Genomic DNA, 7,635 nt, shown 5'->3' on the forward strand with positions numbered 1-7,635 from the left:
TATCGCAACGCGCTTGCATTTGATAACGCTTACAAATTTCACCTCCTCTTTTTCTCTATTACTCCAATTTATTCCTAAATTGTAGTCACCTTCATTCTAACCAACCCCCAGATGCAGATAAAGGGACAATGTTTTTTATAACAGCCCATTTTTTTGGGTTTTGCAGAAGATTAAGCTGAAATATGATAAAAGACTGCCTCGGAGGGGCAGCCTTTTACTCTCAAAGTTCTATTTATACCTGTGATTCCTTTGAATACGAAACCTTGTACCGGGCTGCGTCAATCCATTTTCCGCTTGTGAAGTCTCTTCCTCGCACCTGCACATAGTCCGGATAGACCTCTACATAATAGCCCTGACTCCCCGCCTTCGCCTCATCCTCATCAGTCCACAGATAGGCAATAGAAGCCGCATTGAACATGGCTGGAAGCCGCTTCTCGCCGTCAAAATAATTGCGCGGCGCTTCCATCTCCCAATGGGTATGACCGGTGAACAGGACGGCCTGCGGATGTCGTGCTAATATTGCCTTCAGCTCCGTATCCTGGACTACACCATACCATTTTTGCTCCTCCAACGAACCGGCAACTGTGTCCTTTAAGGGTTGATGCAGGAATAGAAAGACAGGACGGTCAGGAGAAGCATCTTCCCCCAGCTTGACATCCAGCCAATTCAGCTGTTCATCCGACAGCGAGCAGAAGATTTCCATGCCTTCCTCGGTACCCATGAAGATAAAATGATAGCCATCGATCCAATGGTCATGATAGGGCGATGCTGTCCCGGTCTCCTCGAAATAGCGCCCCAGATTCGCTTCCCATTCACCAAAGCCGACATCATGGTTCCCCATGGTCAGATACAGCGGCGGCAGCGTACCCGAAGCAGAGTTCCAGATTCGCTTCCACTCCGCATATTCCTCAGGAAGGCCATGATCCGTAATGTCGCCGATATGCATAATGCCGGCACTTCCTCGGCCATTCGCAGCAATATCCTCCAAAGCTCGCACCAGATTCAGGTTATAGATATGCGAGGCATCCGCTCTGATATGCGTATCTGTAATCACTTGAAAGGAAAGTAAAGGCTTCCGCAGCACCCTTCCCTGCTCCTCCTGATCTGTCCAATCCTCTTGAACCATTCCGCTCACCCTTCCTTGCCGCTTATATTCAGACCGACCACACCAATCACAATAATACCGATCCACAGAATGGAGGTCAGGGTCAACTTCTCCTGAAAGATCAATCCGCCTGCCAATGAGATCAGAACAATGCCGACCCCCGACCAGATTGCGTATACCGTACTTACCTTCATATATCCTAAAGTATAATTCAAACACGTAAAGCTTGCCGCGTAAAATACAAACATCAAAATTGACGGACCCAATCGGGAAAAGCTATCCGACAGCTTCATCGACACCGTGCCGGACAGCTCCAGCACGATCGCCAGTACCAGGAGTAACCATCCCATCTATTTCACCTTCCATGCGAATTCGCTAGCTAATCCGCAGCTCAAGATAACCCGCAATGACCGCGTCTGCCGCCGGATATCCCCTCCTGCCGGTCATGCCGCCCTCATCTATTCCTATCGCCGCTGCTGTCCCTGCCGCCCGGGCCATTTGCATATCTCCATTGGTATCTCCGATCACGGCGGTTCTCTCAGCCATTACCCCTAATTGCAAGCAGGCCAGCTCAACCATATCCGGATACGGCTTGCCCTGATTTACAAGGTCAGCCCCTACACATGCGTCAAAATAGGCTTGAATCCCCAGCCACTCCAGATGTTTAAGAGCCGCATCGGTCTCGTCAGAAGTAACAATGCCCAGACGGATTCCGCAGAGACGGCATTGCTCCAGAAAGGCTCGAGCACCAGGCAATAGACGCGCCGTGCGGGAGGCTTCCAATTGCTCGTCCGCCGATCGACGGCACTGCTCCGCCAGCACCTTGGCCTCGGCCCAAGACAATCCGGCCTGATAACCCTCTTGGGCAAGAAGACTCATTAAATCGCTGATGGTTCCCATCGATATCGGGCTGTTCCGGTCATAGCCGGAGACCTCGCCGTTCTCGTTGTAAATCATCCCCCAAGTGCTCAGCAGCTCCGGCCTTAGCACCGGGAGACCCTTCTTTGCTAATTCGTCGGAGAAGGAAGCGAGCAGCTGCTCGCCCCAGCTTCCCCAGGTGTAAGTAAAGTCCAGCAATGTGCCGTCCTTATCGAACAAGATTGCCTGCACAGCATAGGCTTGGTCCTGTACACATAGTTTCGCGACAGGCAATGAGGATAGATTACTTCTGGATGCGATCGAGTTCACGTTGAGCTGTCTCCTTCGCTTCTTTCAATGCCTCCGCAGCAGATACATTACTGATCTGAACCTTATCCGCAGCGATCTTCAACGCATCACTGATCTTCCCGCCCGTAGGATCCTGGAACGGCTTGGAGCCGTGTGTGGCCTGCTTCAGCGGAACTGTAGCCTGCGGATTCTGCTCGCTGAACGCGATAAACTCCGGATTCTCCAACGCGGACTGACGCACGGCGATATAACCGGTATTCATCGACCAGAAGGCTGTGTTTTCCGCGCTCATAAAGAAGGCATACCATTTCATCGCAGCCTGCTGCTGCTCAGGACTTGCTGCTGCCGGAATTCCCGCCATAATCGCTTCAGCGGCCGGCTTGCCTTCGCCATAGCCCTCCCAGCCCGGTTGCTCCATCGCGCCGACGATGCCGAAATCCAGATCTCCCTGATCTCCGCTGGAGCCCGTGTACCCTGCCGCTTGTCCCTTCATGACATCATCAATCGTCTTGTACCAATACTCCCAGCCCTGCCCGCCGGAATGAATACGCATGATCTTGTCTTCATGAATCCATTTGCGGAACAGATCCCAGGTTTCCACCCATTCCGGCGAATCGATCAGCACCGTCTTGCCGTCCTCACTCAGGATTTTGCCGCCCTTCCCATAGACCGCATCTATCATGTTGCCGGAGCCCCACATCGGCTCCCAGCCATAGAATACCGTCTTATCGCCTTCCTTGACCGTCATTTTCTCCGCTGCAGCAGCTAATGCTTCCCAAGTGTTCAGATCCTCTGCCTTGAGACCATGCTGTTCAAGCGCATCCTTGCGGTAATACATGACTTGTGTCGTGCCATACATCGGGAGGAAGTATTGCTTGCCATCCACCTGGCCTTGCTCCAGGAAGGTTTGTACCACATCCTCCGGATTAAAATCCGGGGTGGCTGCAATCAGCTCATCCAGGGATGCGTAATATCCCTTGCGGGCCCAGTCCACATTAGAGGACAGAACGGCACCCGGCACCGTACCGGCTGCGATAGCCGCCTGAAGCTTCTTCTCGGTCTCACTGTAATCGGCTTGCACAATCGGCTTCACAATAACCTCGCTCTGGGAGCTATTGAACTTGTCGATCAACGCCTGCATATTCTCCCCAAGCTTCCCGCCCAGGCCATACCAGAATTCAATCGTCACCGGCTCTGTTGACTGCGTGTTATTCTTTGAGCCTCCATCCCCTGCGGCCGCAGCCGAATCGGATGTATTCACTCCAGCGGTATTCGCCCCGCCGCAGCCGCTCAGAAGCAGGAATATGCAAGTCATCAGCATGGCAACAAATCTCTTTTTAACTTTAGGCATTGAATTTCCCTCCATCGTCTTTATATTGGTGTACTTCAGCTTCCTATCCTTTACTTGCCCCTGCATACATATTGAAGCTTCTCATGATGGTCTTCTGTGTCAGTCCGAATAAAATCAGCAGCGGCGCAATCGTAAATGCACTGGCAGCCATGATCAGCGGCCATTTCAAGCCATAAGCCCCTCCTTCCACAAAGAAACTGCGCAGCCCGGCAGAGACCAGCTGCAAGTGCTGGCTCTTCGTGATCAGCATCGGCCAGAAGTAGTTATTGTAGTGATCAATAAAGGTGATCAATCCTAATACCGCGAATGAGGATCGCGTCAGCGGCAGCAAAATCGTCCACAGAATCCGGAAGTGGGATGCTCCGTCGATCTGTCCGGCCTCCACCATCTCATGGGACACCTGCAGAAAGGCCTGCCTGACGAGGAAAATCGAAAACACGCTAACACAGTTGGATATGATTAGTCCCGCATAGGAATCGAGCAGCCCTAACCGGCTTAACACAATGTACCCCGGCAAATAGACGGCTGTACTGGGCACCATGTATCCCAGCAGAATCAGTCCTGTGAATGCCCCCTTCAAACGAAACTTCATATGGGTAAGGGCATAGGCCATCATGCCGGAATTAATACATTGAAGCAGCACAATGAACGCAGCCACGAAGATACTATTGAACATGTAGCGTCCGAACGGAGCTGCCATCCAGGCCTCTGCAAACTGTCCCCAATTCGGGCTCTGAGCCCATAAGGTGGGCGGTGTTTGCCAAATCTCGTCATTGCTTTTCAGGGCGTTAGTCACCATCCAGTAGAAGGGAAACGCCATCGTCAGCGCCGCAGCCGCGAGCAGTACATGACGGCATACAGCAGCCAGACCATTCATCCTGCGCATCATTTATCCTCCTGTCTAAAAGCATCAATGATAATGGACCGTCTTGCGTCCTAACCCGAAGGAGAGCAGCGATAGCGCCATGCAAGAGATCACAAGGGTAATAGCTACGGCTGAAGCCTCCCCGATCTGAAACGAGTCAAATGCCGCTTGATAATACAGGTACAGCAAGGTTCGCGTAGAGCCAGCCGGGCCTCCTTGCGTCAGCACATTGATTTGATCGTAAGCCTGCAGTGCCGAAATCACCTGAACAATGACCAGGAAGAACGTTGTCGGTGATATCAACGGCAGTGTGACACTCGTGAATTTACGCCAGGAGCCGGCACCATCCAGCTCGGCAGCCTCCAGCAGCTCGGAGGGCACGTTCCGCAAAGCCACCAGATAGAAGACCATCCCCCAGCCGGCCGACTTCCAGACCGTCACGATCAGGATAGCGACAAGCGCCCATGCCGGATCCTCCAGCCATCGGACTCCTTCCAGACCGAAGGTTCTCAGCAGCGTGTTAGCCAAACCTACCTCCGGCTCGTAAATCCAGGACCAGACAATGGACACCGCTACAGTTGGCGTGACCCATGGCGAGAACATGAGCAGGCGGTAAATCGCTCCGCCCTTCATGTTCCGGTTCAGCAATAAGGCGAAGGCCAAGCCGATAACGATCACAGGGATGACACTCCCGAGACAAAACAGAAGCGACACCCGAAGAGATTGATAGAATGCCGGATTATCCAAAAGAGCGCGATAGTTGCTCAGTCCGACAAACAGCTTGTCCGGGCTCATAAAGTCCCACTCCACAAAGCTGAGGTAAATAATGTAGCCCAGCGGATAGAACCAGAATAATGACAACGGGAGCATCGCAGGGAGCGTAAATAGCAGAGCCCGCAGATCTTCCCCCCATTTCAGACGCTTCATAAATCCTCCTTATATTCCATTCAACAATATTTGAATGTTTGGTATAATCTACTTAATATCAATGCCTTTCTGTGCTTCGTTCAATTTTTATTGTACGTTCAAGTTTGATATAAAGGGTTATCTCTGCGTGAAACTACGATTAAATCTGTGTAAAATTTTCAAGGCAGGTGTAAAAGGATGAAGCATCCAACTTCGGGTAAAATGAATGCTCCTCTTAATTTCCGGGAGGAAATGCGGGCGCGGGTGATCGATGCGATTGCGCAGACCATGGATTTGTACGGTGTGAACTATTCCTACGGGCAGCTGTACGGGATTATGTTCTTTGAGGATCGGCCGATGACGCTGGAGGAAATGCAGCAGAAGATGAATATGAGCAAGAGCAACATGAGCTACGCCGTCCGTTCCCTGATCGGCTCCCGGATGGTCACGAAGCTGGAGGAGAAGGATGCCCGCAAGGATCTGTATCTCGCCGAGGTTGATTTCTTCAAAGCCTTTCAGGCATTCTTCGCCACCAAGCTGCAGCGGGAGATTGATGTCATGTGCAGTGCGCTGGATGTCGCTATCCCGATGCTGTCGGAGATGATTCTGGATAAGGATACGGCGGAGGAAGAGCGGCTACTATGCCTGGAGGATCTGCATAAGCTGAAGCATGCGGCCAGCTACTATGAATGGCTCCAGCAATTCGTCCATCGGATGGAGGAGCATGATTTTTTTGAGGTAAGTGAGGGAGGAGCTTCGAAGGAGGTGGCCTCGGGGGAGGGTGATTCGAAGCAGGGTGCCTCTCGGTAAGTCTTGAATTAGCCTGGTAATGAGATTGATGGTTGGATAAGAACTTGTATTTTTGAAGGTTTTTGGATACGCTCATGATAAGGTGTCACTGAGAAGAGCCGTATCGAAAGGGAGTGGATGGTGTGCTATGCCTAATCCTAGACTGAAACCACAGCAAAAATCAGCCCTCTGTGATTATTTAATTGAGCGGTTCCAGGCTCATACAGTGATCTTATTTGGATCGGCTGCGAAGGAAGAAATGCGTCCAGATAGCGATGTAGATATTGCATTCATATCACAAGTCTCTGCTCTTTCTGCTTACGAGCTTTTTATGGCTTCATCCGAATTGGCTGATCTTGTTCATCGAGAAGTAGATCTGATTTATTTTCCTCAAGCCAGCCCCGTATTCAAAGCTCAGATCATTGCCACAGGAGAGGTATTACTTGATTCAGAACCTTTGATCCGCCAAACTGCATTTATGTACGCTTTGAAGGAGTATGCTCTGCTTAATGAAGAACGGTTTGAGATTATGGAGAGCTACCGGAGAGGGTGAGAACATGAACCAAGATATCCTGGCAAACAAGTCAGAAACCATTAACCGTTGTATAAAACGAATAGAAGAGGAATATGAGGGAAATTTGGAGAATCTCTTGAACTTTACCAAGCAGGACTCCATTATTCTAAATCTGCAACGTGCCTGCGAGGCGTGCATCGATTTGGCAATGCATCTTGTATCGGAAAATAAATGGGGAATTCCGCAAAGCAGTCGTGATGCTTTCGATCTACTCTTTAAGAATGGAGTTATTGACGAAGCCCTCTCCCACAATCTGAAGGCTATGGTCGGTTTCCGCAATATTGCAGTAAATGATTATCAAAGTATACAAGTTGAGATTATCCGGACAATCATTGAGAAGCATTTGGTGGATTTCATTTCCTTTGCAGAAAGAATCAAACATTCGGACGATCGCTCCTCTGAAACAAGTATTTGAAAAGGGTGTTCCAAAAGTCATCATAAGATGACTGAGGGGCACCTTTTTTCATTACGTCAAACAAAAAGAAACCTCTCTGGAAAATGGAGGCACCACCCAACCATAAACCAAGGAGACGGTTTCTTTGTACATTCGATATCGCAGGGATCAACTCTGTTTACCAATATAGGCAATGCGGTGCATTTGATCTAAGGGAAGGAAGTCCTTGGTCTAACGGACATTTTGGCTGCTTACGGTCCGCCTTTGGATGAGCCAGAATTGTAACGGACATTTGGGCTGCTTAGAGAGTAGAATCGAGTGAACCAGAGTCGTTTGAGCGCCCTAAGCGTCCGAAATGAGACTGTCTATTAACTGTTTACAACTCACTAACTTCAGCAATTCATATTCCGTTTTTTAGTACTAGAATGATTGGTTTTCTCCCGAATTCGTCCATTATCTACGTATTCCGTGGTATAATGGTCGT

General features: G+C 50.2%; 9 protein-coding genes. 3 read left to right on the forward strand and 6 right to left on the reverse strand.

Annotated elements, in window-relative coordinates; all coding sequences use genetic code 11:
- Nucleotides 1–232: 232 nt before the first annotated feature.
- Genes KI362_RS20050 through KI362_RS20075 form a run of 6 tightly spaced genes read right to left on the reverse strand, consistent with a single transcriptional unit; the run spans nucleotide 233 to nucleotide 5,415 of the window.
- Nucleotides 233–1,126 (reverse strand): metallophosphoesterase family protein, encoded by an 894-nt coding sequence (locus KI362_RS20050; RefSeq protein WP_301629849.1) that lies wholly within the window; start codon nucleotides 1,124–1,126, stop codon nucleotides 233–235.
- 5 nt (nucleotides 1,127–1,131) lie between these two features.
- On the reverse strand, nucleotides 1,132–1,455 hold the full coding sequence (locus tag KI362_RS20055) for a DMT family transporter (RefSeq protein ID WP_044481373.1): 324 nt from the start codon (nucleotides 1,453–1,455) through the stop codon (nucleotides 1,132–1,134).
- A gap of 25 nt (nucleotides 1,456–1,480) precedes the next feature.
- Nucleotides 1,481–2,293 (reverse strand): HAD family hydrolase, encoded by an 813-nt coding sequence (locus KI362_RS20060; RefSeq protein WP_301629852.1) that lies wholly within the window; start codon nucleotides 2,291–2,293, stop codon nucleotides 1,481–1,483.
- Nucleotides 2,268–3,623: an ABC transporter substrate-binding protein gene (locus tag KI362_RS20065; protein ID WP_301629855.1), complete on the reverse strand. Its 1,356-nt coding sequence runs from the start codon at nucleotides 3,621–3,623 to the stop codon at nucleotides 2,268–2,270. Before KI362_RS20065 ends, KI362_RS20060 begins: the two co-directional genes overlap by 26 nt.
- 43 nt (nucleotides 3,624–3,666) lie before the next feature.
- Nucleotides 3,667–4,509: a carbohydrate ABC transporter permease gene (locus tag KI362_RS20070; protein WP_044481375.1), complete on the reverse strand. Its 843-nt coding sequence runs from the start codon at nucleotides 4,507–4,509 to the stop codon at nucleotides 3,667–3,669.
- Between the two features lie 24 nt (nucleotides 4,510–4,533).
- Nucleotides 4,534–5,415: a carbohydrate ABC transporter permease gene (locus tag KI362_RS20075; RefSeq protein WP_044481377.1), complete on the reverse strand. Its 882-nt coding sequence runs from the start codon at nucleotides 5,413–5,415 to the stop codon at nucleotides 4,534–4,536.
- 177 nt (nucleotides 5,416–5,592) lie between these two features.
- Between KI362_RS20075 and KI362_RS20080 the strand changes: the two genes are divergently transcribed.
- From KI362_RS20080 to hepT, 3 genes are all read left to right on the forward strand, one after another.
- Nucleotides 5,593–6,204 carry a GbsR/MarR family transcriptional regulator gene (locus KI362_RS20080; RefSeq protein ID WP_301629857.1) on the forward strand — a complete coding sequence of 204 codons (612 nt, stop codon included), beginning with the start codon at nucleotides 5,593–5,595 and terminating at the stop codon, nucleotides 6,202–6,204.
- Nucleotides 6,205–6,331: 127 nt separating this feature from the next.
- On the forward strand, nucleotides 6,332–6,736 hold the full coding sequence (gene mntA / locus KI362_RS20085; protein ID WP_301629859.1) for a type VII toxin-antitoxin system MntA family adenylyltransferase antitoxin: 405 nt from the start codon (nucleotides 6,332–6,334) through the stop codon (nucleotides 6,734–6,736).
- A 4-nt stretch (nucleotides 6,737–6,740) separates the two neighbouring features.
- Complete coding sequence (gene hepT / locus KI362_RS20090) at nucleotides 6,741–7,172, forward strand: type VII toxin-antitoxin system HepT family RNase toxin (RefSeq protein WP_301629861.1); 432 nt, start codon at nucleotides 6,741–6,743, stop codon at nucleotides 7,170–7,172.
- The last annotated feature ends 463 nt before the right edge of the window (nucleotides 7,173–7,635 follow it).

The organism is Paenibacillus apis, from assembly GCF_018333295.1.
In the GTDB taxonomy this organism is placed as follows: Bacteria; Bacillota; Bacilli; order Paenibacillales; family Paenibacillaceae; genus Fontibacillus; species Fontibacillus antibioticophila.

Bases quoted from the DNA above. Each gene is read 5' to 3' on its own strand.
- KI362_RS20050 (WP_301629849.1), bottom strand. From the start codon at position 1,126: ATGGTTCAAGAGGATTGGACAGATCAGGAGGAGCAGGGAAGGGTGCTG.
- KI362_RS20055 (WP_044481373.1), bottom strand. From the start codon at position 1,455: ATGGGATGGTTACTCCTGGTACTGGCGATCGTGCTGGAGCTGTCCGGC.
- KI362_RS20065 (WP_301629855.1), bottom strand. From the start codon at position 3,623: ATGCCTAAAGTTAAAAAGAGATTTGTTGCCATGCTGATGACTTGCATA.
- KI362_RS20070 (WP_044481375.1), bottom strand. From the start codon at position 4,509: ATGCGCAGGATGAATGGTCTGGCTGCTGTATGCCGTCATGTACTGCTC.
- KI362_RS20075 (WP_044481377.1), bottom strand. From the start codon at position 5,415: ATGAAGCGTCTGAAATGGGGGGAAGATCTGCGGGCTCTGCTATTTACG.
- KI362_RS20080 (WP_301629857.1), top strand. From the start codon at position 5,593: ATGAAGCATCCAACTTCGGGTAAAATGAATGCTCCTCTTAATTTCCGG.
- mntA (WP_301629859.1), top strand. From the start codon at position 6,332: ATGCCTAATCCTAGACTGAAACCACAGCAAAAATCAGCCCTCTGTGAT.
- hepT (WP_301629861.1), top strand. From the start codon at position 6,741: ATGAACCAAGATATCCTGGCAAACAAGTCAGAAACCATTAACCGTTGT.